Annotated in this window: 24 protein-coding genes; 9 read left to right on the top strand and 15 right to left on the bottom strand. The window is 66.5% G+C overall.

The window, feature by feature from the left end:
- Nucleotides 1-9: 9 nt before the first annotated feature.
- Together ACZ1I2_RS08845 and ACZ1I2_RS08840 are read right to left on the bottom strand one after the other, a co-directional pair.
- The gene (locus ACZ1I2_RS08845) at nucleotides 10-348 is read right to left on the bottom strand and encodes a hypothetical protein (RefSeq protein WP_465174372.1); all 339 of its coding nucleotides are present in this window, start codon (nucleotides 346-348) and stop codon (nucleotides 10-12) included.
- A gap of 78 nt (nucleotides 349-426) precedes the next feature.
- Entirely contained in the window at nucleotides 427-939 is a 513-nt protein-coding gene (locus ACZ1I2_RS08840) for a DUF3617 domain-containing protein (protein WP_465174373.1), read from the bottom strand.
- Nucleotides 940-1,124: 185 nt separating this feature from the next.
- Between ACZ1I2_RS08840 and ACZ1I2_RS08835 the strand changes: the two genes are divergently transcribed.
- Nucleotides 1,125-1,724, top strand: coding sequence for a YdeI/OmpD-associated family protein (locus tag ACZ1I2_RS08835; protein WP_465174374.1), 600 nt, complete (start codon nucleotides 1,125-1,127; stop codon nucleotides 1,722-1,724).
- Nucleotides 1,725-1,731: 7 nt separating this feature from the next.
- Here the strand turns inward: ACZ1I2_RS08835 and ACZ1I2_RS08830 are convergent, their stop codons facing one another.
- On the bottom strand, nucleotides 1,732-2,145 hold the full coding sequence (locus tag ACZ1I2_RS08830) for a cupin domain-containing protein (protein WP_465170056.1): 414 nt from the start codon (nucleotides 2,143-2,145) through the stop codon (nucleotides 1,732-1,734).
- Nucleotides 2,146-2,288: 143 nt separating this feature from the next.
- Between ACZ1I2_RS08830 and ACZ1I2_RS08825 the strand changes: the two genes are divergently transcribed.
- Complete coding sequence (locus ACZ1I2_RS08825; RefSeq protein WP_465170057.1) at nucleotides 2,289-2,876, top strand: NAD-dependent epimerase/dehydratase family protein; 588 nt, start codon at nucleotides 2,289-2,291, stop codon at nucleotides 2,874-2,876.
- Here ACZ1I2_RS08825 and ACZ1I2_RS08820 read toward each other — a convergent pair.
- Nucleotides 2,811-3,215: a hypothetical protein gene (locus ACZ1I2_RS08820; RefSeq protein ID WP_465174375.1), complete on the bottom strand. Its 405-nt coding sequence runs from the start codon at nucleotides 3,213-3,215 to the stop codon at nucleotides 2,811-2,813. The genes ACZ1I2_RS08825 and ACZ1I2_RS08820 overlap by 66 nt on opposite strands.
- A 260-nt stretch (nucleotides 3,216-3,475) precedes the next feature.
- Between ACZ1I2_RS08820 and ACZ1I2_RS08815 the strand changes: the two genes are divergently transcribed.
- The 4 genes from ACZ1I2_RS08815 (at nucleotide 3,476) to ACZ1I2_RS08800 (ending at nucleotide 7,550) form a co-directional block, all read left to right on the top strand.
- Nucleotides 3,476-3,883, top strand: coding sequence for a DUF2147 domain-containing protein (locus ACZ1I2_RS08815; protein ID WP_465174376.1), 408 nt, complete (start codon nucleotides 3,476-3,478; stop codon nucleotides 3,881-3,883).
- 53 nt (nucleotides 3,884-3,936) lie between these two features.
- Entirely contained in the window at nucleotides 3,937-5,238 is a 1,302-nt protein-coding gene (locus tag ACZ1I2_RS08810; RefSeq protein ID WP_465174377.1) for an OmpP1/FadL family transporter, read from the top strand.
- Nucleotides 5,239-5,308: 70 nt separating this feature from the next.
- Nucleotides 5,309-5,680 (top strand): hypothetical protein, encoded by a 372-nt coding sequence (locus tag ACZ1I2_RS08805; RefSeq protein ID WP_465170061.1) that lies wholly within the window; start codon nucleotides 5,309-5,311, stop codon nucleotides 5,678-5,680.
- Between the two features lie 172 nt (nucleotides 5,681-5,852).
- Nucleotides 5,853-7,550: a hypothetical protein gene (locus ACZ1I2_RS08800; RefSeq protein WP_465174378.1), complete on the top strand. Its 1,698-nt coding sequence runs from the start codon at nucleotides 5,853-5,855 to the stop codon at nucleotides 7,548-7,550.
- Nucleotides 7,551-7,598: 48 nt separating this feature from the next.
- On the opposite strand, the gene ACZ1I2_RS08795 is transcribed toward ACZ1I2_RS08800, so the two are convergent.
- The 5 genes from ACZ1I2_RS08795 to ACZ1I2_RS08775 all read right to left on the bottom strand — a co-directional run bounded on the left by ACZ1I2_RS08795 (nucleotide 7,599) and on the right by ACZ1I2_RS08775 (nucleotide 13,016).
- Nucleotides 7,599-8,414, bottom strand: coding sequence for a TorF family putative porin (locus ACZ1I2_RS08795; protein ID WP_465170063.1), 816 nt, complete (start codon nucleotides 8,412-8,414; stop codon nucleotides 7,599-7,601).
- Between the two features lie 251 nt (nucleotides 8,415-8,665).
- Nucleotides 8,666-10,180 carry a SulP family inorganic anion transporter gene (locus ACZ1I2_RS08790; protein WP_465174379.1) on the bottom strand — a complete coding sequence of 505 codons (1,515 nt, stop codon included), beginning with the start codon at nucleotides 10,178-10,180 and terminating at the stop codon, nucleotides 8,666-8,668.
- Nucleotides 10,177-10,872: a carbonic anhydrase gene (locus ACZ1I2_RS08785; protein ID WP_465174380.1), complete on the bottom strand. Its 696-nt coding sequence runs from the start codon at nucleotides 10,870-10,872 to the stop codon at nucleotides 10,177-10,179. Before ACZ1I2_RS08785 ends, ACZ1I2_RS08790 begins: the two co-directional genes overlap by 4 nt.
- Before the next feature lie 84 nt (nucleotides 10,873-10,956).
- Nucleotides 10,957-12,288, bottom strand: coding sequence for an ATP-binding protein (locus tag ACZ1I2_RS08780; protein WP_465174381.1), 1,332 nt, complete (start codon nucleotides 12,286-12,288; stop codon nucleotides 10,957-10,959).
- The gene (locus ACZ1I2_RS08775; RefSeq protein WP_465170067.1) at nucleotides 12,285-13,016 is read right to left on the bottom strand and encodes a response regulator transcription factor; all 732 of its coding nucleotides are present in this window, start codon (nucleotides 13,014-13,016) and stop codon (nucleotides 12,285-12,287) included. The genes ACZ1I2_RS08780 and ACZ1I2_RS08775 overlap by 4 nt, the downstream gene beginning before the upstream one ends.
- Before the next feature lie 160 nt (nucleotides 13,017-13,176).
- Between ACZ1I2_RS08775 and ACZ1I2_RS08770 the strand changes: the two genes are divergently transcribed.
- Nucleotides 13,177-13,401, top strand: a complete 225-nt coding sequence (locus ACZ1I2_RS08770) for a hypothetical protein (RefSeq protein WP_465174382.1) — start codon at nucleotides 13,177-13,179, stop codon at nucleotides 13,399-13,401.
- 137 nt (nucleotides 13,402-13,538) lie between these two features.
- On the opposite strand, the gene ACZ1I2_RS08765 is transcribed toward ACZ1I2_RS08770, so the two are convergent.
- Nucleotides 13,539-13,934: a glycine zipper 2TM domain-containing protein gene (locus ACZ1I2_RS08765; RefSeq protein WP_465173980.1), complete on the bottom strand. Its 396-nt coding sequence runs from the start codon at nucleotides 13,932-13,934 to the stop codon at nucleotides 13,539-13,541.
- Between the two features lie 469 nt (nucleotides 13,935-14,403).
- Between ACZ1I2_RS08765 and ACZ1I2_RS08760 the strand changes: the two genes are divergently transcribed.
- Nucleotides 14,404-15,060 carry an FABP family protein gene (locus ACZ1I2_RS08760; protein ID WP_465174383.1) on the top strand — a complete coding sequence of 219 codons (657 nt, stop codon included), beginning with the start codon at nucleotides 14,404-14,406 and terminating at the stop codon, nucleotides 15,058-15,060.
- 77 nt (nucleotides 15,061-15,137) lie between these two features.
- Nucleotides 15,138-17,009, top strand: coding sequence for a CocE/NonD family hydrolase (locus ACZ1I2_RS08755; RefSeq protein WP_465174384.1), 1,872 nt, complete (start codon nucleotides 15,138-15,140; stop codon nucleotides 17,007-17,009).
- Nucleotides 17,010-17,190: 181 nt separating this feature from the next.
- On the opposite strand, the gene ACZ1I2_RS08750 is transcribed toward ACZ1I2_RS08755, so the two are convergent.
- The 5 genes from ACZ1I2_RS08750 to ACZ1I2_RS08730 all read right to left on the bottom strand — a co-directional run bounded on the left by ACZ1I2_RS08750 (nucleotide 17,191) and on the right by ACZ1I2_RS08730 (nucleotide 24,145).
- A complete protein-coding gene (locus ACZ1I2_RS08750; RefSeq protein ID WP_465170071.1) occupies nucleotides 17,191-17,967 on the bottom strand; it encodes an ABC transporter permease in 777 nt (258 codons plus the stop codon).
- The gene (locus ACZ1I2_RS08745; protein WP_465174385.1) at nucleotides 17,964-18,899 is read right to left on the bottom strand and encodes an ABC transporter ATP-binding protein; all 936 of its coding nucleotides are present in this window, start codon (nucleotides 18,897-18,899) and stop codon (nucleotides 17,964-17,966) included. Before ACZ1I2_RS08745 ends, ACZ1I2_RS08750 begins: the two co-directional genes overlap by 4 nt.
- Nucleotides 18,900-18,965: 66 nt before the next feature.
- Complete coding sequence (locus tag ACZ1I2_RS08740; protein ID WP_465174386.1) at nucleotides 18,966-19,712, bottom strand: DsbA family protein; 747 nt, start codon at nucleotides 19,710-19,712, stop codon at nucleotides 18,966-18,968.
- On the bottom strand, nucleotides 19,709-21,061 hold the full coding sequence (locus ACZ1I2_RS08735; protein ID WP_465170074.1) for a M48 family metalloprotease: 1,353 nt from the start codon (nucleotides 21,059-21,061) through the stop codon (nucleotides 19,709-19,711). Before ACZ1I2_RS08735 ends, ACZ1I2_RS08740 begins: the two co-directional genes overlap by 4 nt.
- Nucleotides 21,062-21,412: 351 nt before the next feature.
- The gene (locus ACZ1I2_RS08730) at nucleotides 21,413-24,145 is read right to left on the bottom strand and encodes an Rne/Rng family ribonuclease (protein WP_465174387.1); all 2,733 of its coding nucleotides are present in this window, start codon (nucleotides 24,143-24,145) and stop codon (nucleotides 21,413-21,415) included.
- Nucleotides 24,146-24,192 lie beyond the last annotated feature (47 nt).

Below are 24,192 nucleotides of genomic sequence, written 5' to 3'. Positions count from 1 at the left end.
CAACATCCGTCATATGGTACGGCGTCGCGCTGCGAGCACGCCGGCCGCCGTCGCGACGATGCCCAGGCCGATCAGGAACATCGCCAGGGCGCTGCTCCCGATTTCGTCGCTGTTGGCGCCGCTGATCGCCCGGGCTGCCGCATTGGCATCCGTGGCGGTCATCGCCGTAGCGAACGCTCTTTCCTCGCACCGTCGCAGCATCTCGGCGCCCTGGTCCTTCAGCCGTTCCTCGCAACGCGCGATAGTGGCCGCATCGGCACCCGGCGGGCCGCCGGTAAATTTCATGACGGCGCCGCCGACAAGCATCAGCACTCCCAGCATGATCAGGATCAACGGGTTCTTTTTCATGCAATTCCTCGACGCGTCAGCGCATCCAACTCTATGGGGTACCGCCCGGCCACATTGTCTGGGCCGGGCGGTGGCCGATCAGACACCCTGCCGCGATTCGCCAGGTTTCATGCCGGCCGGGCATGCCCCGGCATAGGTCGATTCAACCGACGATTTTATCGGCGCCTGGGCCGCGGGCGGCAGGTTCGGGCCGCTCATCTTGGTGACCAGTTCGGTGCGATAGTGTGACGAGAAATCGCCGCTGACGGTGCCGGCGATCGCCATCGTCATCCCGTTCGCGGCGCATTCCATGTCGACTGCATAACCCGATGCCGTGGGGCTCACCAGATTCTTCGAGCAGCTCTGACCGGGCTGTGCGGGCGGGGCGAACGGATTGCTGCCGGCGGCTGGCGCGCCCATGCAAACCTCCATCTTGACTGGCTGCGGCATGCCGGCCGCAGTGACGGTCATCTTCCACAATCCGGCCTTTGGCATCTTCGGGGCATCCGCTAACGCGCCACCGGCGTCGGTGGCCCCGCCTGCCGCCTTGTCGCTTTTGCCGGAGCAGGCGCCAAGCGCGAGAAGGCTTGCCGCAGCGGCCATGGCGATCATCCTGTCGGTGTACATCCATATTCCTTTGCCGTTGATCCGGTCGCGCCTCGCAGGGACGCGCGCTGTACCAACGCAGCGCAGCGGAAAAAGCCCGAAGAAAAATAACGAGCCGGGCTCTATCGCGCCCCACGCGGCCGCCGGCTCTGCTATTCAGCTCCTCCGGCCGAGGGCGATCAGGAGCAATCATGGCAGCGGTGAAAGTCGACCCGGCGAAAGTCCACGAGTTCAAGGACAGCGCCGCCTTCCACGCCTGGCTGGGCAAGCATCACGACAGCGCCGACGAGGTGTGGATCAAGCTGCACAAGGTCGGCTCCGGCCTCCCGTCCATCACACCGAAGGAGGCGATCGACGTCGTGCTGTGCTGGGGATGGATCGATGCCGTGCGCAAGAGCTTCGACGAACGGAGCTACCTCCAGCGCTACACGCCGCGCACCGCAAAGAGCATCTGGAGCAAGATCAACATCGACAATGTCGCCCGGCTGGTCGACGAGGGCCGCATGACCGGACACGGCCTGAACCAGGTCGAGGCGGCCAAGGCCGATGGCCGCTGGGACCGCGCCTATGGCAGCGGCAAGGACATGAAGATCCCCGACGACCTGCAGGCCGCGATCGATGCCGAGCCCAAGGCCAGGGCGATGCTGGCGACGCTGACCGCGCAGAACCGCTTCGCCCTCGCCTTCCGCATGCACAATATGAAGACCGAAGCCGGCCGGAAGAAGAAGATCGAGACCTTTGTCGAGATGCTCGAGCGCGGCGAGACGATCTACCCCCAGCGGCGCAAATGAGCATGCCCTAGCATGTTCTTGGCCGCCCCTGCGTCCCCCTGCCCGGCGTGATGAAAAGCGCCTTGCCCGGCTCGGCGACGTCCGCGGTATGCCAGGTGCCGCATGGCACCAGCACCCCCTGGCCGACGACCAGGTCGACGCGGCGATGCGGCGTATCCTTCCCTTCCAGTATCAGCGTCATCCGGCCCGAAAGCAGATAGACGAGTTCGTCGCCTTCCGGATGCATCTCCCAGTTCGGCCAGTCGCTCTCGCTGGTGAAGATCGACACCATGCGCCCCTCGTCGAGCCGCGGGTCCGGTGTTTCCCAGAATCCGGCATCGACCGGCAACAGGAATGCGCCGCCCTTGTCGTCGAGGTGGACGAAGCTGGTGTCGAGGACGAAGGCAGGGCAATCCCCCGCTTCCTGCAACGTTTCTGCCATCAACCGCTGCTCCCCGCCGTTTGGCACGCCGTCGATCCTAGTTCCGCCCCGCGCTCGGTCAACATTTCCCATGGCAGCCGCTTTTCAAAGCCCGGCCGCAGCTTTCGCTATCGCCGGGGCGGGTCGATCGATACGATGGAGGAATGAAACAATCCGCGATCGTTACCGGCTCCCGGGGGCGCCTCGGCCGGGCGTTCGCCTCTCGCCTTTCGTCCGACGGCTTCGACGTCCACGGCGTGGAGGTGGGCGAGACGCAGGACCGCGCATCGACGCCCGGCGAGCGGCTGTATCTGTTCGATCTGGCCTATCAACATGGCGATCCGGACGGCCATGTCGACCGCGTGGTCGGGCATCTCGAGAACTGGCGTCGCTATGAGGCGATCTTTGTCCCCTCCTCGCTCTGGATCGGCGCCGACAGCCCCTATGGCCGGGCCAAGCTGGCGGTCGAGCATCTCGCCGCGCGCTATCGCGCGCTCGGCGCCCGCGTGGTCACCGATCGCATCGGCTATTTCCCCGGGGACGGTGTCGACCCCGACCCGAACGAGCCGTTTTACGAGCACCGGGTCACGGGCGACGCGCTCTATGCGCGAGTCATGGCGCGGATGCGTCCTTCGGAAAACGCGACACTCAACAAGCTGGAGCGATTGCGCTCCAGCCGCACAGCCTCATTTCCGCGGCCTGGGATAGGGCACGAAATCGCCAAGGGTGACGAAGCTGCGCTGGATGCGTGAGCTGCGGTCGACCAGGTCGATCGAGTCGAGCGAGCAAAGCTGGCTGCCCTGGGTCTTGCTCACCAGGATATCGTCGCTGTCGAGCGAGTCGGCCCCGATCCGCGGGCGATTGACGTAGATCGTGCTGCCGACTCGGTAGAGGATCGCGACGCCGTCGATCGTCTCGCTCGAGGTGATGCTGTACTGGGCGATGCAGTTCACCGGCTGTCCGGCGACCCGCCCGGCCAGCGCCCTGGCGAGTTTCGCTTCGCCCTTGGCATTGTCGCGCTGCGCCGCGACGGCTGGGGCGGCCGATCCGATCAGGGCCGCGCCGAGAAGCAGAGTGGGCAATATGCGCATGGTCATCCGCCTGTCCGAAGGTGATGGGCCCCTAATATGGTGTCGAAGCGCGCCGGGTACCACCTAAACCAAAGGTATAGGGCAAGCCGCGCTCCCCGCGCGTTATAAACCGCCATGGCTTCCGGATCGCGCTTTGCTCGGAAAAAGAAATCGGGATTCCGGTGGACCCGCAAGCGTCGTGGCGCGCTTTGCAGCATAGCCCGGCACCGCGCGATGAGGCGCCCCCAACCCGAGGGCCCGGCAACAGGAAAGATCGTCCCATGACTCTGCTATTGGCCGCCCTCACCCTTGCGGGCGCGCCGCAGCCCGCCGATTCCGTCATCGGCAGCTGGAAGACCGAGACCCGCGGCGGCGTGGTCGAGATCGTGCGCTGCGGCGCGTCGATCTGCGGCCGCCTGGTCACGTCGGACAAACTGCGCACCGATCCCAATTTCAGGGACGAGAAGAACGGCAACCCCGCCCTGCGCAACCGCCCGTTGCGCGGCCTGCAGATCCTCGGCGGCTTCACGCGGCAGGACGCCGGCTGGGTCGGCGGCAAGATCTACAATGCCGAGGACGGCAAGACCTATAATGCCGAGATCACCCTGGCCGGCGCGAACCAGCTCAAGCTGCGCGGCTGCGTGTTCAAGCCGTTCTGCAAGACCCAGACCTGGACCAGGGTGCGCTGACACCCATTTCCGAACCCTGCCGCAAGGCGCGTATTGCTTACAGGATTGATGCCATGTCGTACCTCAAGACTTCCCTCGCCGCCGCCTCCACTGCCGCCTCGCTTTTCGCCTTTGCCGGCACGGCGCATGCCCAGGCTTTCTACCTGCAGGAGCAATCGGCGCGCGGCGCGGGCCGCGCCTTCTCGGGCGAAGTCGCCGATACCGGCGCCCAGTCGCTATGGTGGAACCCCGCCGCGATTGCCGGCTCGACCGATGCCGAGGCGGCGCTTGCCGTCGCCGCGATCCTGCCGCGCGGCGAGGTCGTCGACACCGGCACGCTGATCGGGCGCCCCGGCCAGCCCTTCGCGCCGGTCGGCGGCCAGCAGCGCTCGCGCAACCCGATCACCAACGGGATCCTGCCCTCGGGTGCCATCGCGATTCCACTCAACGACCGCGTCGCGTTCGGCCTGGCGGTCACGTCACCCTACAGCTTCACCACCGATTACGATGCCGACAGCTGGGCGCGCTATTCGGCGGACCGCACGAAGCTGCTGACCATCGACATCCAGCCGTCCGTCGCGGTGGCGGTGACCGACTGGCTCCGCGTCGGTGCCGGGCTCAACGTCGAATATACCGATGCCTTTCTCAGCAACGCCCTGCCCAATGTGCTCGCCTCGCTGCCGGACGGGCACCAGCAACTCAAGGGCCATGGCTGGGACCTGGGGTGGAGCGCCGGCGTACAGCTCCACAATGATGTCATCACGGTCGGCATCGCCTACAAGTCGGGCATCAAGCACAGACTGAAAGGCGATCTGACGATCGACGGGCTGGTCGGCCCGCTGGCGGGATCGAACATGTCGCTCTCCGGCATCGAAGCGCGCTTCGACACCCCTGCGCAGATCATCGTCGGCGCCCGGGTGAAGGTCGCTCCGAAGCTGACTCTCAACGCCCAGGCGACGCGCTTCACCTGGGCCGATTTCGACGCGATTCGCCTCGGGGCGCCGGTCAACGCCGTGATCCCCGAGCTGTATCGCAACAGCCTGAGCGTTGCGGGCGGCGTCGATTATGACGCGACCTCCCGCCTCACCCTGCGCGCAGGCGTCCAGCGCGGCCAGACCCCGACCCAGAATGGCCAGCGCGATGCGCGCGTGCCGGATTCGAACCGCTGGAACTTCGGCGCGGGCGGCAGCTACAAGCTCACCTCGCGTTTCACCATCGATGCCGGCGCCAATTATGTCGACTTCGAGGATCAGAGCATCGATCGCGTCACCGCGGCCTATGTCGGCACGGCGGCGCAGACTCCGGTGCTCACTTCGGGCGAGTTGCGCAATGCGCATGCCCTGGTGTTCTCGCTGGGAGGGCGGGTGACCTTCTGACCGGCGCCGCACTCTGGATCGGGTGGAGCGCCTGTGGCAAACCGGGTCACGCCAATCGGAGTTCGCATCGATGAAGACCGCAGCACTTGCCTCAGCGCTCACCCTGCTCGTGCTCGGCGGGTGCGATCAGGCCTCCGCCCCGGCGCCGGACAATGGCGCCGCCGCCCCGGCCGCACCGGTGAAGGCGGCCGAGAAGGATTATTATGCCGATCGCATCAACGCGCTGACCGACAAGCAGCGCGATGCCGTGCTGCTCAAGGCGATCAAGGATGCGGGCGGCGAATGCCCGGCGGTGACCGGGTCGGCCGTGCAGGCGCCGGTCGAGGGGCATCATGCCTGGATCGTGCATTGCACCGCGGGCAAGGACCTGCGCGCGCTCGACTGGGTGGTCGTGCTCGGGTCCGGCGGGATGATGAGCATCGTCCGGCCGGGCGCGCTCTGACCGCCTCCCCGATTCGGGTTGCCACCGAAACGATTTCGTCTCCGATTGCATAAACGTCCCCCGGGCATATCGTCCCGGCACCGCGCCCCTGCCTTGTGCTGCAGGCCGCGCGACGCCGGCGACCGCGTAATCGTCGCCCAATTTCGAACCAGAAATCGCATAGGGGACGATGATGAGAGACTTGATCAAGGGGCGCCGTATCGGCCGGCGCGGTGCCGCCGTCGTGGTGGCCACGATCGCGGGCATCGGGCTGCTGGCCGCCTGCACGACGAAGCCGGACAAGCCGGCCGGGCCGTCCTATCTTGCCGCTTTCCCGGATTTCGCGCCGGACGTGACCGCGCAATTCCCGGGCGACGTGGATATCGCACTCAAGAAGAAACTCGAAGGCGAGAAGAAGTTCGCCCAGGTCCAGCGCGAGTTCGACCTTTATTCCTGGCAGATGTTCCTGGCGCTGAACTGGCCCACCGATAACGAGGGCAAGGCAGCGCCCAAGCTGACCGACACCAGTTTCGGCGCGCCGCACTGGACCTTGTGGCAGACTTCCAATGCGATCTTCCAGCCTGACGGCGCGAAGCCGGCCGCCTGCGCCTCCAAGGCCGCCGCGCGCACGCTGGTGCTGCGCCGCGACCTGAGCAAGCCGGTGAGCCGCGGGCTGAAGGCCTTTTCGGCTCAGGCGACCTCCGGCGCCGATCCCCGCCTTACCCGCTTCCTCGGCGTGGTGTCCGCGGTGGGCGAACTCAACGCGTCCAACCTCAGCGAGATCGACCAGGCCTTTTCCGGCCCGCTGATCGATCAGAATGGCGAATTCGTCTATTACGAGATCATGATCGACCCGAACGAGGTCGACTATCTCTGCGCCAACAGCCTCTACAACATCAACGGCCAGGTCGCCTTCAGCCAGGCCGGCGGCAAGGTGCAGATGCCGTTCGGCACCCCCGACAAGGACTGGACCGGATCGACCGAGCTGAAATTCGCCTGGCGCATCCTGAAAAAGGGCAGCGACGATTTCAGCCGCTTCCACACCCAACCCGCCGTGGTGATCGACCAGGGGCCTGACGGTGCCCAGGTCGAGCGCAAGGTGACGGTCGGCCTGGTCGGCATGCATATCGGCCACAAGAGCTCGACCTCGCCGCAATGGATCTGGTCGACCTTCGAGCAGATCGACAATCTCGATGTCGATCCGGTCGCGCATCCGACGCTGAAGCCGTCCTTCGTCGACACCAACTGCCCCGGCTGCGCGGTCAACCAGCTGCCGGTCAAGGTGAACGGCGTCTACCCGCGCATCCCGACTCAGGCATGGCGCGCCATCCCCATCCCAGGGGACAAGGTGGCACTGAATGCCCAGGCGCAGGCGGCGCTGAAGAAACTGGGCAGCGTCTGGCAATATTATCAGCTGATCGACACGCAGTGGCCGACCGACCCGAGTGCGCCGCCGACCGCGTGGGACGCCGGCCTGCCCGGCGCGGTGACCAACAAGCCCGGCGGTCATCCGACCCCGACCTTCCTCACCAACATCACGATGGAAACCTATTTCCAGAAGGGCAATCAGGCGGCGTGCAACAGCGAAGAGCTGCCGAACGGCGTCAACTGCCCGGATGGTAGCGCGGTGGAACCGCCGGTGTGGAACTCGGCGCTGAACAATCTCGGCAAGCCCGTCACGCCGGGGGTCAACACCCTGTCCTTCATCACCGAAAGCTGCACTGGCTGCCACAGCTCGGCGGGCATCTGGACCAGCTGGGATCCCACGAGCGGCACCGGCACGAAATCCGGTCAGCTGACCGCGGACTTCTCCTGGCTGCTCCAGCAGAAGGCGAGCTATGCGGGTGCCGGGGCGCAACCCAAGCCGCTGTTCGGCAAGCTGCGGGATTAGTCGAATTGGTCGGCCCCTTCCCTTCGGGGAAGGGGCCGACCTGATTGCTCAGAACGCCGCCGTTACCGACACCACGAGCCGGCTGCTCGCGATCGACGAGCCGTCCTTCGTGCTCGAGAAGTTCGGCTGAAGATAAGCCGCCTCGGCAGTGCTGATATCGGTATCGACATAGGCCGCGCCGAGCGTGACCGGGCCGAGCACGTAATCGACGCCCAGCAGCCAGTCGACATATTTGCCGGTCGGCGCCACGCTGGTGCCGTTTGGGCCCAGGCCGGGATTGCCGTCGGAATAGCCGACATGCGCCTTCACGGTGATCGGCGTGCTCGGGATGCCCGCACTCGCGTCGCCCCAGATGTAGAAATTGTCCTCGCTCTGCCCGGCGCTTTGCGGCGTGTTGGAAAAGTTGCCCAGTGCCTTCTGCTTGGGGGCATAGGCCACGCCCGCCAGCAGGGTGACCGGACCGGCCGTGCCGCTGACCTTCACATAAGGCTCGGCGAAATCGGTCAGGTCGGCGCCGCCCGGATACATGTACCAGGTCAGGCCGACATCGACCGTCGCGCCGCCGAACGAGCGCTTGTAACCGCCGATCAGGTCGAGCTCCATGTTGGAGCCGCCGAACGTGCCCCAGCCGGCCAGGTTCGATCCCCAGACGCCCGCATAGAAGCCGCTCTCGTGCGAGACGGTGATGCCGCCCTGGATCGCCATTTCCTTGTCGGACTGGGATACGCCGCGGAAGCGATAATCGGAAACGAGCGCGACGCTGCCGGAAACCGTGACGGGTGGTGGCGGCGCGGTGTCCTGCGCGGCGGCAGGCAGTGCGGCGATGGTCATCATGGCCGCGCCAAGGACATAGAGAGTTTTCATGGGACACCCCTTTGTTAGGATAGGGTCCCTCCTGCGGCCGGGACCGCCGCTTCTCTCGCCCCCCGGCGGAACGGGGTAGGAAAGGGTCGGCCCGGGCAGGAATGTTTCTAGCGAGGCGCTTGTTTGCCTAGGTTGCCGCTTCGTAACGAAGTGTTGCTTGCGACGCCCGTCCCCAACGAGCGAACGGCCCCCTTCCTCGCCCGAGGGGAGGAAGAGGGCCGCCAAAGGCCGACGGTGGGGAGAGTCGGCCTCTAGTGCGCGGCAGCCGCCAGCTTGGACGGCGCGCCGATAAGCTCGACGGGGTGCCCGGACGCGCGACGACGGCTGAGCCAATCCTTGAGCAGTTCGGCGCACGTATGGTCGATCGTCGCCAGCCGCGACATGTCGAGCCGTACCTTCTGGCCCTGCGGCAGCTCCTCCAGCGCATCGGAGAGCTTGGGCAGGGTAACGAAGGTCGCGCTGCCCGAAAGCTGGACCGCCCTGCCCTGATCGTCGTCGTGCGACGCGACCTTCAGGCGCAGGCGCCGGACATGCGGGATCAGCTCGAGCAGCGAGAGCCCGATGCCGACCAGCACGCCGGTCAGCAGATCCTCGACCACGACCAGGATCAGCGTGATCGCCCAGATCGCGGCCGGCAGCACGCCGTAATTGCCGAACAAATGACGGACATGCGCGATGCTGACCAGGCGCCAGCCGGTCACCACCAGAACGGCGCCGAGCGCTGCCATCGGGATCTCGCGCAGCAGCCAGGGCAACAGCGCTACGAAGCCGAGGATCCACGCGCCGTGCAGGATCGTCGACAGGCGCGTCGTGGCGCCTGCCTGGACGTTGGCGGAGCTGCGCACGATCACGCCGGTCATCGGCAAGGCGCCGGCGAAACCGCACAACAGGTTGCCGATGCCTTGGGCACGCAGTTCCTTGTTATAGTTGGTGCGAACGCCGTCATGCATCTTGTCGACCGCGGCGGCCGACAGCAATGTTTCTGCGCTGGCGATAAAGGCGATGGCGAGCGCCGCGACCAAGACCGACGGGTCCATCCACTTCTGCAGCAGATCCGGGCCCGGCAGCGCGATCGCCGAGGCGATCGATTGCGGCACGTTGACGCGAGTCACGTCGAGGCCAAGCGTGAACGCGGCCAGGGTGCCGGCCACGACGCCGACCAGCGCGCCCGGCACCTGCTTCAGCGCGGCGGGACGGAAGCGTTCCCACCCCAGCATGGTACCGATCGTCAGCAGGCCGATCGCAAAGGCGCGCTCGACGCCCGACACGTCCATCGACAGGCCGAGCACCCGTCCCGGCATCGCGGCGATATTGGCGAGGCCGCTCGACAGCGGGGTCGCGTCGAACAGCACATGGAACTGGCCGACCACGATCAGCACGCCGATGCCCGCCAGCATGCCATGCACCACGGCGGGCGAGATGGCGCGGAACCAGCCGCCCAGCTTCGCGATGCCGGCGATCACCTGGATGATGCCGGCGAGGATCAGGATCGGGCCCAGCGCGGACAATCCCTTGTCGCGCACCAGCTCGAACACGATGACGGCAAGGCCGGCGGCGGGGCCGCTGACCTGCAGCGGCGAGCCCGCCAGGAAGCCGACCACGACACCGCCGATGATGCCGGTGATCAGGCCTCTTTCGGGCGGCACGCCGGAGGCGACCGCGATGCCCATGCAAAGCGGCATCGCGACCAGGAAAACGACGATCGAAGCAGTGAAATCACGCGAGACGGTGCTGAACGAGGGCAGGTCGAAACCGGCGATCTTCATTCCGCCGCCTCCAGATATTCGATGCCGTTGGCGAGGCGCTGCGCCGCCGGCAGCGCGACCGGCAACGGACGATCGTCCCGCACCGTGGCGAAGCGGCCGGTCGTGCCGTCAAGCGCCAGGATCGCGCCTTCGCGGATATCGACGAACCAGCCGTGCAGGGTCATTTCGCCCCGGGCGATCGCGGAGGCGACCGAGGGGTGCGTGCGCAGATGCGCGATCTGCGCGACGACATTTTCCAGCGCGGCCGTGCGGACCCGCTCGGCATCCTCCATATGTGGGTAGCATTCATTGACCACGCTGGCCGCTGCATTGCTGTGGCGCAGCCACGCCGCGACATTGGGCATGCGCTCGAGCCCTTCGGGGTTCATCAGCGCCTTCATCGCGCCGCAGTCCGAATGGCCGCACACGATGATGTCGCGCACGCCGAGCGCCATCACGGCATATTCGACGGTCGAGGAGACGCCGCCGGTGTGATTGGAAAAGGGCGGGACGATATTGCCGGCGTTGCGGCATACGAACAGGTCGCCCGGGCCAGCCTGCATGATCTGCTCGGGCACCACGCGCGAATCCGCGCAGGAAATCATCAGGGCCTTGGGGCTCTGCCCGTCATTGACCAGCTTGGCGAACAGGGCGCTCTGGTTGGGGAAAACCTGCTTCTCGAAACTGAGGACGCGGCCGATAAGGTCGTTCACTGCTTGGCTCCTGCTGCCGGGCCCAACAGGTCGGGCGCGGCTTAGGCAGGGTATCTAGGAGGGCAGTTTTGCTGCGATGCCGCATCACTGTAAGGAATCATGTCTCCCGAGCGGCAGAATGATTTCGGCGCGCAGGCCGCCTTCCCGCCGGTTCGACAGGCGGAGCGTCCCGCCTTCATTCTCGATCGCCTTCACCACGATCGACAGGCCCAGCCCGAAGCCGACCGTGTCGCGGCGGCGCGCATTGTCCAGCCGGACAAAGGGTTCGAGCACAGTCTCGAGCGATTCCTGCGGAATGCCCGGCCCATTGTCGTCGACCCAGATCGTGATGTGCTCGCGCCGCCCGGCAAGCGTGATCGTCACCGCCTGGCCGTGATGCAGGCCGTTCTCGACGAGGTTGCCGATCGCGCGGCGCATCGCCGACGGCCGGATCACCGCATCCAGGTGATCGGGGCCGACATAGCGCACGTCCTGGCCGACATCTCCGGCATTGTCGGCGATTGTCGCGCACAGCACGGCCAGGTCGATCAGCGCCGGCTTCTCGGCATCCTGATCGCCGCCGAGAAAAGCGAGCAGCGAGGAGACCATCGCCTCCATCTCCGCGATGTCGGCATGGATCGTGTCGCGCAGGTCCGGCTCGACGACTCGGTCGGCGCGCAGCCGCAGCCGGGCGAGCGGCGTGCGCAGATCATGTCCAACGGCGGCCAGCGCCTGGGTGCGATCGACGATCAGGCGGTGAATTCTGGCCTGCATGCGGTTGAATGCGCCGATCACGCGGCGCACCTCGCCCGGGCCGGCTTCGGGCACCTGCGCCTGATCGGGGCTGCCGAACCGGTCGGCCGCGTCGGCCAGCTGGCGCATTGGCTGCAGGGTGCGGCGGATCAGCAGGCCGCCCAGCAACATCGCGGCGATCGCCAGCAACGAGGCAACGAGGATTCGGCTCGGCGCAAAATCGATATTGGGCACCGGTTTGAGCGTCTGGAAATGCAGCCAGCTGCCGTCGGGCAGAGTCACGCCGCCCACCACCACCGAGCTGCTGCCGAGCGAGACGACGCGAAACCGCAGGTCGGTCGGGCCGAGCGTCGGCTCCCAGGCCACCACTTCCTTGCGCATGCTGTCCAGCGACGGGGCGAGCGGCGGGGGCGGCGGGCGGCTGCGTTCCCACGCCATCATGTAATGATCGGTCGACAGTTCGGCCGCCATCGCCGGACGTTCCACGGCAGGCAGCTCGGCGACGAGGCGACGCGCGATCACCAGATGCTCTGCCAGCCGCCGCGCCCGGTCGCCGCTCAGCGAAAAATGGCTCGCGCGCTCATAAAGGATCGTGCTGGCGGTGAACTCGACGATGACGACCAGCAGCAGGATCGCGACGATCCGCCCGAGCAGGCCGATCGACGGGCGCACGAAATGCCTCAACTGCGCGTGACACCCGTATTCAACATATAGCCGACGCCGCGCACCGTCACGATCGGGGCGGGCTTGTCACCCTGGGTCAGCTTGCGCCGCAACCGGCTGACCAGCACGTCGACGCTGCGGTCCGAGCTGTCGGTCAGCCGGGTGCGCGACAATTCGATCAGCCGCTCGCGCGCGATGACCCGGCCGGCATGGTCGAGCAGACTGGTCAGCAGGTCGAATTCGGCGCCGGTCAGCTCGACCACCGAGCCCGCCGGCGACAGCAATTCGCGGCGCGGCAGGTTGACCGTCCAGCCGTCGAAGCTGAGCATGCCCTGCTCGCGTTCGCCGCTGCGCCGGTCGAGCGCGCCACGACGCAGCACGGCGCGGACTCGGGCGGCGAGCTCGCGCGTGCCGAACGGCTTGGCGAGATAATCGTCGGCGCCGAGCTCGAGCCCGATCACGCGGTCGGTCTCGCTGCCCTTGGCGCTGACGAAGATGATCGGCACGTCGCTGGTCTTGCGCAGTTGGCGGCACAGATCGATGCCGCTGGTGCCGGGCAGCATGATGTCGAGCAGCACCAGATCGACCGGCCCCGCCTTCAGCGCCAGCCACATCTCGGGCGCGGCCGAGGCCGGGCGGACGATATAGCCATGTTCCTGCAGCGCCCGGGTCGAGAGCGTGCGGAGCGCCGGATCGTCTTCGACCAGCAAGATGGTGGGGGCGACTTCGGGGCTTGGGCGGGGGTGCATTATTGTCATGTTGCAGTGCGAGGTAAGTACCCGTTCCGTAAGGGTCAATCGCTTCGACGATCGTAGCTCGGCCAGAAACAATTTGTCACGGACCGGTGCCGGGCGAGAAAAGACCAGCCGGCTATTGGGCATACTCGCATTCATTTACGAGGAATAGCCCATGCTTGTCCGTACCCTTCTCGGCGCCGCGCTGCTGAGCGCCGCCGTCCCCGCCCTCGCCGTATCGGACGCGCCCCGCGCCGAATCAGCGAAGCAGTGCGTGCTCGCGCAACAGGGCGCGCCCCATGGCAAGGGCGTCGTCACGCCGATCGTCAAATGCGAAGCAAAGGCACCCGAGATCGCGCGCAACGAGCAGCCGGCCAAGGCCCCGGTCGCCCGCAACTAAGTCCCCCCGGCCCCTTCCCCGTCATGCCGGTCCTGCGCGGCATGACGGGCTTTTTTTGCCGGGCCTGAAGCAGGTCGCGAAAAAGGCCCCGCCGGAACACCGGCGGAGCCTTCTCGATCACGTCGCGGCGGTCGCCCTTAGCGGCAGCGCACGTCGCTGCTGTTCTGGTCGATCGACTTGCCGGCAAGCGCGCCCAGCGCGCCGCCGATCAGCGTGCCCGCTGCCCGGTTGCGTCCGCCATCGATGACGTTGCCCAGGATGCCGCCGCCGATCGCACCGACGATCAGGCCGGTCGTGCCGTCGTTGCGCTTGCAATAATAGCGACCGTCCGAACCGCGATAGACCTCGTCGTTCGACGACAGGCGGCGCTCGGTATAACGGGGATCGTCGCGATAATAGCGCGAGGCGTCATAATCGGTCGCGAAGCGGCGATCGTCGTCACGCACCGCGACCGCGCCGCCATAGCCGTTATAGTCGTTGTTGCGCGCCCAGCGCAGCGAGCGGCTGAGGTCGTCGAGCCGGGTCAGGATCATCTCGCGACGCTGCGGTGTCAGACGGCCACGGTTCAGGTCGGCTCGGATCGTGTTGAGCTGATATTGCGCGCGACGTGCCTCACGACGGTCGAGGCTGCGATCGGCCACGCCACGATCGATCCGGCGCTGCAGGAAGGAGATACGCTCGCGCGGGCTGTCCGGCGCGCCGCGCCAGAAACTGTCGCGGTCCCAGTTCGATGCGCTGTTGCTGCTGCCGCGCCAATCCTGCGCCTGTACCGCGAGCGGGGCGCAACCAATGGCTGCGAGCGCCGCGGCGCTGCATAGGGTGATGATCTTCATAATTCGCTCCTGAGACTCTAATCGTTTGATACGATTGCGAACTGAAACCCCCCAGTCGGCAATAAGTGCCATTCCGGTCTCAATATTCGTGCTGTCTGGCCCCTTGCGCCGCCGTCGCCGCGGCGCGAAGAAACGTCTTTCTCTCGCCCTCGCTCCCGAAAGGACGCCGATGATCTTCCCCGAAGACGTCTTCACCGAACCGAGCGACGTCGATCCCGATACGCTCGCCAATCTCGGGCCGCTGCGGCGGCTGGCGGGGCGGTGGCAGGCGCGCAAGGGCGTCGATCTGAACCCCAAGGCCGACGGCCCCGAGCGTCGCGTGTTCATCGAGCGGATCAGCTTCGATCCGATCGATCCGCAGGCGAACGGGCCGCAGCTGCTCTACGGCCTGCGCTATCACATCCACATCACCACCGAGGAGGAGGACATCACCTTCCACGACCAGGTCGGTTACTGGCTGTGGGAGCCGACGACCGGCATGGTGTTGCAGACCGTCGCGATCCCGCGCGGCCAGGTCGCGCTCGCCTCGGGCCAGTCGACCGCGGACGCGGACAGCATTGTCGTCTCCTCGGTGCGCGGCCAGACCGAGAACGGCATCTGCTCCACCGCCTTTCTCGAATATGCCTTCCGCACCGACAGCTACCGGATCGAGATCACCTTCAACCCGGACGGCAGCTTCAGCTATGTCACCGATACCGTGCTCACCGTCCACGGCCGCGCCGAGCCCTTCGCGCACCGCGACCAGAACACGCTCAAAAGGATCGGGGAGCCGAAACCCAACCCGCTCGCCGCCATCCTGGCGAAGCGAGCCGCCAAACAGGCATGACGGTTCGATCCCCACGCGGTGATTGACTTCCCTTCCCTTCGCCGCAGATTGCGGGCCATCCAGCGACGGAGATTTTCGTGCATCATTTGAAATCCACCTGCGCGCCCCTCGCCTTCGGCGCTGCGCTGCTGCTCGGCGCGACGACACCCCTGTTCGCCCGCCCCCAGGCGGCCCCCGCCCCCGCCGCGCAATCACCCTATCTCTTTGAGGAAGTGATGGTGCCGATGCGCGACGGCGCGAAGATGCAGACCGTCATCCTGCGCCCGCGCAACCAGACCGGTCCCCTGCCGATCCTGTTCTCGCGCACCCCGTACGGCCTGAACCTCTCGGCGCCCGCCTCGGTGCCGAAGAACTGGGCGGCGCTCGACAAGGACGGCTATATCTTCGTCTCGCAGTCGATGCGCGGCCGCTTCAAGTCGGACGGCGTCTTCACTCTGTCGACCGCGGTCCACCCGAACGATCCCAAGGCGATCGACGAAGCGACCGACGCCTGGGATTCGATCGACTGGCTGGTGAAGAACGTGCCGGACAATAACGGCAAGGTCGGCATGTTCGGCGTGTCCTATCCCGGCTTCGCCGCCGCCGTCGCGCTGGCGCATCCGCATCCGGCGCTGAAGGCGGTCAGCCCGCAGGCGGCGTGGATCGATTACTGGATGAGCGACGATCTCCACCGCAACGGTGCGCTGCGCCTGAGCTATGCGACTGACTGGGTGTCCGGCCTGCAGATCGACAAGAACGACAACAAGGCGTTCGAGTACGATATGTACGATACGTACGACTGGTTTCTGAAGATCGGCCCGGTCGAGAATATCGACAAGCTCCATTTTAAGGGCCGGGTGCCGATGTTCACCGCGCTGCTCGACCATCCCAATCACGACAGTTTCTACACCGATCAGCGCTGGACCGACTCGCTCGGCAAGGCGACGGTGCCGACGCTCAACGTCGCGGGCTATTGGGATCAGGAGGATCCCTGGGGCTCCTGGCAGATCTATTTCAAGCAGAAGCAGAACGACCCGGACGGCCTCGTCTCGATGGTCTCGGGGCCCTGGGCGCACGGCACCTGGCGCACGCCCAACGACGCCCTCGGCCCGATCCCCTACGGCGTGCCGAGCGGCCAGCAGTTCCTCGAACAGATCGAGGCGCCGTTCTTCGCCTATTGGCTCCATGGCAAGGGCAAGCGCCCCGAGGCCGGGGTGAAGAGCTTCCAGAGCGGCAGCTGGAAATGGAAGGATTACAAGGGGTGGCCCGCCGCCGGCGCGAAGGCGAAGGACCTGTTCCTCCACACCGACGGCTCGCTCTCCTTCACCGCGCCCGCCGCCGACGAGGCATGCCGCGATTATGTCTCCGATCCCGCGAACCCCGTGCCGTTCCGCCAGCGGCCGATGTCGGGCACCTATCTCAGCCCCGACTGGCGCTGGTGGGAAGCCGCCGATCAGCGTTTCCTGGGCGGCCGGCCCGACGTGCTGAACTACATGACCGCGCCCCTGACCGAGGACCTGACCGTCACGGGCACCGTCGCGGCCAGGCTGATGGCGTCGACCAGCGGCACCGACAGCGATTTCGTGGTCAAGCTGATCGACGTCTTCCCCGACACTTATGTCAAGAATCCCGAGCAGCTCCAGTCGGGCGACTATGCCAAGTCGCTCAACGGCTATCAGCTGCCGATCGCGATGGACGTCCGCCGCGGGCGTTTCCTGACCAGCGACACCGCGCCCGAAGCGCTGGTGCCGGGCAAGGTGGTCGCGTGGGAGGTGCCGCTGCACGAGCGCGACCATGTCTTCCTCAAGGGCCACCGCATCATGGTGCAGGTCCAGTCGAGCTGGTTCCCGATGCTCGACCGCAACCCGCAAAAGTTCGTGCCGAACATCATGCGCGCGAAAGCGGGGGACTTCGTGAAGGCGACGCAGAAGGTCTGTGCCGGATCGAAGGTGACCCTGCCGGTGATGTGATTTTTGTTCCTCCCCGGACTGATTCCTCCCCGGAACGGGGAGGGGGACCATTTGCACCTTCTGCAAATGGTGGAGGGGCTTGGAGCGCGGGACAGAGCTTCCGCGCTCCAAGCCCCTCCACCACGCGCTGAAGAAGCGCGCGGTCCCCCTCCCCGAGCAAGCTCGGGGAGGAACAAGAAGGTCAGTTCTTCAGCCGCCACCCGGTCCTGAAGATCCACCCGACCAGCACGAGGCACGCCACCAGGAACAACGCCGTCACGCCCAGGCTGACCAGCACGCTCACATCGCCCTTGTCGAAAAAGGCCCAGCGGAAGCCGCTGACCAGATAGACGACCGGGTTGAACAGGCTGACCGTCCGCCACGGCTCGGGCAGCATGTCGATCGAGTAGAAGGCACCGCCGAGAAAGGTCAGCGGCGTGATCAGCAGCGCTGGCACGAAGCTCAACTGCTCGAAGCCCTTGGCCCAGATGCCGATGATGAAGCCGAACAGGCTGAACGTCACGCTGGTCAGCACCAGGAAGCTCAGCATCGCCAGCGGGTGCGCGATGTGCAGCGGCACGAACAACGCTGCCGTCGCGAGGATGATCAGCCCCAGCACGATCGACTTGGTCGCCGCCGCGCCGACATAGCCCACCACCATCTCCATCGGGGTGACCGGTGCCGAGAGCAGCTCGAACATCGTGCCGGTGAATTTTGGGAAATAGATGCCGATCGACGCATTGGAGATGCTCTGCGTCAGCAGCGACAGCATGATCAGCCCCGGCACGATGAAGCTGCCATAACCGACCCCGCCCACTTCCTGCATGCGCGACCCGATCGCGCCGCCGAACACGACGAAATAGAGCGAGGTGGTGATCACCGGCGTGACCAGGCTCTGCCACAGGGTGCGCAGCGCCCGGGCCATCTCGAAGCGGTAGATCGCCCAGATGCCGTGCGTGTTGATTCCAGCCGCGCTCATGCCGCCTGCTCCACCGGCTTGTGTTCGACAAGGTCGACGAAGATGTCCTCGAGCGAGCTCTTGTGCGTCTCCAGATCCTTGTAGCCGATGCCGAGCTCGCCGAGCTTCGCCAGCAGCGCGGGGATATGCTCGTCCTCGGCGTTGAAATTGTAGAGCAGCTTGCAGCCTTCGTCGGCCAGTTCGACCTGCCATTCGCCCAGCGCCGGCGGAACGGCCTCCAGCTTCTCCTGCAGCGAGATCAGCATCTGGCGCTTGCCCAGTCGCTTCATCAGCTCGGCCTTCTGCTCGACCAGGATGATCCTGCCCTTGTCGATCACGCCGACCCGGTCGGCCATCTCCTCCGCCTCGTCGATATAGTGGGTGGTGAGGATGATGGTGGTGCCCTTCTCGCGCAGCCGGTGGATCAGTTTCCACATGTCGCGGCGCAGCGACACGTCGACGCCCGCGGTCGGCTCGTCGAGGAACAATATGTCGGGCTCGTGGCTCAATGCCTTGGCGATCAGCACGCGGCGCTTCATGCCGCCCGACAGCTCCATGATCTTGGCCTTGCGCTTGTCCCACAGCGACAGGTCGCGCAGCACCTGCTCGACATAGGCGTCATGCCCCGGCCGGCCGAACAACCGGCGGCTGAAGCGCACCGTCGCCAGCACCGTCTCGAACATGTCGACCGACAATTCCTGCGGCACCAGCCCGATCAGCCGGCGTGCCGAGCGGTAATCGGTCAGCGCGTCATGCCCCATCACCGTGACGGTGCCGGAGGACGGCGTGACGATGCCGCAGATGATGCTGATGAGCGTCGTCTTGCCCGCGCCGTTCGGCCCGAGCAGCGCGAAGATTTCGCCCTTGTTGATATCGAGATCGACCGGTTCCAGGGCGCGCTGGCCTGAAGCATAGGTCTTGGAGACGCCCTTTACGGACAGGATGGTTTCCATGAAGCCCCTTTTCGTTGGGCGACAAATAAGGTCGCGCCCCGGGCGGGACAACCGGCCCGCGAAAACTCAGCTGTCGGCGCGGACCGCGGCCACGGCCTCTTTCAGGTCCTCGAACGACAGGACCGAGGACACCACCCGGTTGCCGATCACGAAGCTCGGCGTGCCGGTCATGCCGAGCTGCCGCATCACCTGGATGTTGGTGGTGATCTCCGCATCGGCGCGCGGCGCGAACGCGGCGGCGCGCTTCAGGTCGACGCCAGCCTTGCGCGCCGCCGCCGTCATGCTCTCGGGCGTCACCTGTCCGGCGGCGTAGAGCGCGTCGTGAAAGGCGGTGAACTTGCCCTGGTCGGCCGCGGCAAGGCTCAGCCTGGCGGCGTCGGCGCTGGTCTCGGCCAGGATCGGCAGCTCGCGATAAACCACTTTCACCTTGGGGTCCGACGCGATGAGCTGCGCGACATGGGGCAGGCTGGCGCGGCAATAGCCGCAATTATAATCGAAATATTCGACGATGGTGACGTCGCCATCGGGGTTGCCGGCCCAGGCGCTGCCGAACGGCTTCAGGATCGCGTCCGCATTGGCGTCGATGATCTTGCCCGTCGCCCGGTCGCGCAGCCGCTGAATCGCCTCGGAGACGATCTCGGGATGGGCGCGCACATAGTCGCGCACGACGCGCTCGACCCGCGCCTGGTCCGCGCTGCCGAGCGACGACGGCGCGGCCAGCTGGAACAGCCAGAACGCGCCCGCGCCGACCAACGCCGCGACCAGCGCCAGCCCGGCGAGCACCAGCGGATTCTTCGACAGGCGTTCGATCATCGGCGCTTATACTTTTTCGGGTTGTCGTCCATTTCGTTCTGCGACGTCATCGCGATGTCCTGCGCGCGGATCCAGTCGCTGCTGTTGGGGGGGATGCCCTGCATCGCGCCCCGCGCGGCATAGGCGGCGGTGCGGACATCGCCGGTCAGGCTCGCCTGTTCGGCGGTCGCCAGCAGCGCGCGCGGCTCGTCACCCGTCCGGGAATAGGCAGTGCCGAGCTGATACCAGGCAAAGGGATTGTCGTCGTCGCGCGCCACCGCCTGGCGCAGCACACGGATCGCCTCGGGATAGTTCGCCTTGTTCTCGGTGGCGATCAGCGCATGGCCGAAGGTCGTGGCGATCAGCGGGGAATTGTCCGATCGCTCGGTCGCCTCGCGCAGCGGTGCCAGCGCCTCGGTCGGCTTGCCCGCCTCGAGCAGGATCTGTCCCTTGATCTCCAGGAAATAGGGGTCGTGCGGCGCCGCCTTCACCAGCGCCTCCGCCTCGGCATCGGCCTTGTCCGGATAGCCCGCCTTGTGCCACGCATAGGCCCGGGCATAATGCGCATAGGCGGACTGGTCGCTCTCGGGGAATTCAGTCAGCGTCTGCTGATAGGTCGCGACATAGCCGCGCAGCTTCGCCTTCACCCGCCGGAACCGGTCTTCCAGCGCCGGGTCGTTCGGCTTGTTCCAGGCGGGTGACGCCATGACGTCGCCGGTCAGGTTGGCGATGCGCGCGCCGCTCAGCGGGTGGCTCTGCGCGAAGGGATCGATATTGGCGAGGCCATAGGAATATTCCTCGTTCTGCAGCTTCTTGAAGAAGCTCAGCATGCCGCGCCCGCTGACCCCGGCCTCGCGCAGGAACTTCGCCCCGGTGGCGTCCGCCGTCGCCTCCTGCACCCGGGTGAAGGCCAGGAACTTGCCCATCGCCGCGGTCTGCCCGGCGGCGAGGATGCCCGCGCCCGCATCGCCCGCGCCCGCCGCCATCGCCGCGATGCCGATGACCATGCTGAGAATGGTGATGCCGATCGCGGGCTTGGTCCCGGCGCCCTGCAGGATGACATGGCCGTCGGCGATATGGCCCAGCTCGTGCGCGATCACGCCCTGCACTTCATTGGCGTTGTCGGCCGCCTGGATCAGGCCCGAATGGACATAGACGGTCTGCCCGCCGACGACGAAGGCGTTGATCGAATCGTCGTTGATCAGGACGACGCGGACATTGTTGGGCGACAGCCCCGCGGCGAGGATCAGCCCGCGCGACATGTCGTTGAACATGGCCTCGGTCTCGGCATCGCGCAGGATCGACTGCGCGAAGGCCGGTTGCGCCCAGAGGAGGATGGAAACCGCGAACAGCGCGATGAGCCGCTTCATGCACGACATATCGCCGAGAAATCCCTCACAGGCAATTGAACTAGGGCGATCCCTGCGGGGGAAGGGGTGAATGGCGGGTGAAGGTGGTGTTTCTTGCCACGGAAGCACTCCGACGATCAGAGGCGCCATCGACCCTCTTCGTCATGCCGGACTTGTTCCGGCATCCATCGTCCCGCAAGCGCCGCAGATGCTGCGTTCGCGGAACCATGGCCCCCGGAACAAGTCCGGGGTGACGGGTGGAGTTTGGGAAGTCACGCTTCCACAACGCTCTCCCCAAAAGGAAACGCCGGCCGGGACATCGAGTCCCGGCCGGCGCTGATCCACTCCATACCTCGTCAGAGGCGCGGGTCGTTACTGCCCAAACGTCCGCTGCCACCAGCCGCGACGGGGCGAGCCCGCCTCGCCCGGATCGGGATCGATCCCACCGGCGGCGTCATCGGCCGGCGCCGCGCCGTCCTCGACGAGCGCAACGGCAGGCGCCTCCTCGGTGATCGACTCGGGCGCCGCCGCTTCGGACGCAGCCGCCTTGGCGCGGCGGGCGCGCTTCGGCTTGGCCGGTGCTTCCTCGGCGGGCGCTTCGACCGCCTCGACGACGGGCTCCGGCTCCGGCGCGGCAACCACCGCCTCGGCTTCAGCGGCGTCCGCCTTCTTGCGGCGTGCGCGCTTCGGCTTGGCCGGCGCGGCCTCCGCCTCGGCGGCGGGAGCTTCGACGACCGGCGCCGCCTCGACGACGGGCTCGGACGCTACCGGCTCAACGGCTTCCCGTGCCTTGGGACGACGGCGGCCCTTCTTGGGCGCCTCGACCTCGGCCGGTGCCTCTTCGGCTATCGGTGCTTCGGCGACGGCTTCAGCCTCACCAGCTTCAGCCTCGACCGGCGCGGACTCGCCGCCCTCGGCCCGATCGCCCTCGCCGCGACGACCGCCGCGACGGCCCCGGCGTCCGCGACGACGACGACCTTCGGCCCCGCCATCACCTTCGCCCGCTACCGGCTGCTCGCCCGCGACCTCGGCCCCACTCTCCTCGGCGCCCTCATCGGCTGCCTCGGCATCGCCGTCGGGCTCGCCCTGTTCGCCTTCGGCGCGCGGAGCGCCCTCCTCGCCCTCGGGACGATTGCGGCCGCGACGACCGCGACGGCGGCGACGACGGCGCGAACCGCCTTCGTCGCTTTCCGACCGCTCGCCACGCTCGCGCGGCTCGCGGGGAGCGCGTGCCTCGCGGGGCGCTTCCTCTTCTTCCTCGTCCTCGACCTCGTCGATCTCGTCCTCGATATCCTCTTCGATATCGTCCTCGATCTCTTCGATCGGCGCTTCGAAGCGCGGCGCATGTGCCGGCGGCGGTCCGGAGACCTCGACCGACATGCGCGCGCCCTCCTGCTCGCCGTCCGGCGCGACCTCGATCATCACGCCATAGCGATCCTCGATCTCGGCCAGTTCCGCGCGCTTGCGGTTGAGCAGGTAGAAGGCCGCTTCCTGGCTGGCGCGCAGCAGCAGCTGCGATCCGCGGCCCTGGGCGGCTTCGTCCTCGATCAGGCGCAGCGCGGACAGGCCGGCCGACGAGGCGGTGCGGACCAGGCCGGTGCCCTCGCAATGCGGGCACTGGCGGGTCGAAGCCTCGAGCACGCCCGTGCGCAGCCGCTGGCGGCTCATTTCCATCAGGCCGAAGCTGGAGATGCGGCCGACCTGGATGCGGGCGCGATCGTTCTTCAGCGCTTCCTTCATCGCCTTCTCGACCTTCCGGACGTTGGACCCATTGTCCATGTCGATGAAGTCGATGACGACGAGGCCGGCCATGTCGCGCAAACGCAGCTGGCGGGCGATCTCGTGCGCGGCCTCGAGGTTGGTCGCGGTCGCAGTCTGCTCGATGCTGTGCTCGCGGGTCGAACGGCCGGAGTTGATGTCGATCGAGACCAAAGCCTCGGTCGGGTTGATCACCAGATAGCCGCCCGATTTCAGCTGGACGACCGGATGATACATCGCGGCGAGCTGTTCCTCGACATGGCTGCGCTGGAACAGCGGCACCGGGTCGGAATAATGCTTCACCTTGCGGGCATGGCTCGGCATCAGGAGCTTCATGAACTCCTTGGCCTGCCGATAGCCCTGCTCGCCCTCGACGATCACCTCGTCGATGTCGCGGTTGTAGATGTCGCGGATCGCGCGCTTGAGCAGGTCGCTGTCGCCATAGACCAGGGCGGGTGCCGACGAAGACAATGTGGTCTCGCGAATGCCGTCCCACAGCCGGGCGAGATAGTCGAAGTCGCGCTTGATCTCGACCTTGGTGCGCTGGAGGCCCGCGGTGCGCACGATGCAGCCCATCGACGGAGGCAGCTTCATGTCCGCCATGATCGACTTCAGGCGCTTGCGGTCGCCCGCATTAGAGATCTTCCGGCTGATGCCGCCGCCATGCGACGTGTTGGGCATCAGCACGCAATAGCGGCCGGCGAGCGACAGATAGGTGGTCAGCGCCGCGCCCTTGTTGCCGCGCTCTTCCTTGACGACCTGGACCAGCAGCACCTGGCGGCGGCGGATCACGTCCTGGATCTTGTAGCGATGGCGCAGGTTGGTGCGGCGCTCGCGCAGATCGTCGACCGCGTCGTCCGATGCGGTGCGCTTGCGGCGGCCGCGGCCCCTGCTCTCGGTCTCGGCGCTTACCTCGGGGTCGGCGCCGCCATCGTCCTCGAACCGCTCGACCGATTCGGGATCGGGCTCGAAGCCGTCATCGCCCTCGCCTTCACCCTCACCTTCGTGAAGATCGTCCTCGGCATCCATCTGGGCGCGCAATGCTGCCTCTTCGGCGGCATGCTCGGCCTCTTCGCGCAGCAGCGCGTCGCGATCCTCCTTGGGGATCTGATAATAATCGGGGTGGATTTCCGAAAAGGCGAGGAAGCCGTGGCGGTTGCCGCCGTAATCGATGAAGGCCGCCTGGAGCGACGGTTCGACACGGGTAACCTTGGCTAGATAGATATTGCCCTTGAGCTGCTTGCGCTCGGCGGACTCGAAATCAAACTCCTCGATCCGGTTCCCCTTGACGACGGCAACCCGGGTCTCTTCCCGGTGCCGCGCGTCGATCAGCATACGCATGGTCATTTATTGTTCTCCGGGCGCGCGGTCCGGGGCCTGGCGGCATCCGCCGC

This window comes from Sphingomonas sp. BL-S-29, assembly GCF_055521495.1.
The sequence above is the reverse complement of the archived record's forward strand: the minus strand, read 5'-3'. Positions and strand labels throughout refer to the sequence as shown.